At 37.0% G+C, this 1,530-nt stretch carries 1 protein-coding gene and 1 pseudogene; one reads left to right on the top strand and one right to left on the bottom strand.

Translation table 11 applies throughout. From position 1 onward, the window contains the following. The first annotated feature begins 202 nt into the window (after positions 1–202). Complete coding sequence (locus tag ACE01R_RS17745) at positions 203–814, top strand: hypothetical protein (protein WP_395552799.1); 612 nt, start codon at positions 203–205, stop codon at positions 812–814. A gap of 414 nt (positions 815–1,228) precedes the next feature. Here ACE01R_RS17745 and ACE01R_RS17740 read toward each other — a convergent pair. Next, positions 1,229–1,530: pseudogene (locus tag ACE01R_RS17740) on the bottom strand (hypothetical protein); the annotation flags it as partial.

Raw genomic sequence — 1,530 nt, 5'->3', positions numbered from 1 at the left:
TTCATCTTCTTTAAAAAAAATGAATGAAGAAAAAGACAATGAAAAGACTCAGATGCTGTGGGATGTTAATCCGGAAGTGGTCGAAAACTACTGGTCAAGCACGCAGCGTGATTAAAAAATATGTAAAAAATGGGCTCGCTCCCATTATAAAAAGAAGTGCTTAGCGAGAAGTACTTCAAAATTAGAAAAAAGGAAAATAACCATGAATAAGACTATCAAAACAATCGCCTTATCTGTTGCCTTCTTGTCCGGTGCAGGCATGGCTAATGCTCAAGAGGTCACTGTAGATACTGGGTTAAATGGTGCCTTAAATCTTTTATCTCAACATACCCAGCCAAATGGTACTGCGCTTAACCTTGCCATTAATACCGCTACTGTTGATGCAACAGTCAATGTAGATGGGCGGTATAATTCACTGAATAATGTGGGAGACAAAATTGCAGTAGAAACTTCAGCAATTGGTGCGGTAAACACCGGTAGCATTAATTTACAACAAGGCAATTTGAGCGCAGTGAATACGGGTACATTAGAGACAACTCTGGATGCTGAAAGAAGTGCGGCGCGTAATTTGGAAGAATGGCGTACTGAACGCTCATCAGAGTTTGAAAGTTCTATCAGTACATCGTTTAATACTGACACTTATGACCAATTCTCTGAAACTCTGAGTAATTACACTGCAGCGAATTTAGCCTTTAATTCAGCAGCTATTGATGCATCTGTAAATGTAGATGGAAAAGTGAATCATATTGATGGTATCAAAACTTCAGCTATTGGTGCTGTAAACACCGGCAGCATTACTGTGACCGTAAAGTAAATCCACCGTTCAATATGATCCAGGGTCTAACTATTTGCGGATAGTTAGACTTTTTTATTTTAGTACAAAAAATGTTTATTGAGTATCGTTTTGTAGTCGAATCAATCTGCTACAAGTCATATTTGGTCTGAAATTTCGCTTGCTATCAAGTGTAAACCACGCCATTCTCAAGGTTCTACTCGAATGATTAGATAGAAAAAGAGTGCAGCGAATTTCATCTTTTTTCTTGTATCTAAATTTGATGCAGGTACTGGAAAATTTTATTCAGATAGAATCGGCGATTAATTGCCGATTTTGTCACCATTTTCAGAATATTCTTTCATATAAAATATTTGCTATAAAAAATACCTACAAAAAAAGAGCACCTAAGTCAAGCCCATCTGAAAATTGGTTGATAAATTTTCAATAAAGAGACTATGGTACTTGGTCATTTGGGTTCGTAAATGCCCCACAATTGGTATTGTGAACCCAGAATGATCGTGTCCCGACATAGTAGGTATGATAATCTTCAACTTCAAAATTATAGACATCAGCGAGATATGGAATATATTCACTTTCTCCTTGTTCATTCTCAGAATGATAAGAATTATAAGCAAGCTTCCCATTTATCCTTCCTGTTTCTCTAATAGTATTCAAATCAAAAGCTGAACCATAGCCATCGCCTTCAGGATCTAATGCCCATGCAATATGCGCTTCCTCTGTTTGATATAATTGCG

Origin of the sequence: Acinetobacter sp. BSP-28, from assembly GCF_044130285.1 — a bacterium.
Taxonomy (GTDB): Bacteria; Pseudomonadota; Gammaproteobacteria; order Pseudomonadales; family Moraxellaceae; genus Acinetobacter.
This window is presented reverse-complemented; position numbering and strand designations above follow the sequence as displayed.

What these genes read in the sequence shown, in the direction of transcription:
- ACE01R_RS17745 (WP_395552799.1), top strand. Translation starts at nt 203, where the DNA reads ATGAATAAGACTATCAAAACAATCGCCTTATCTGTTGCCTTCTTGTCC.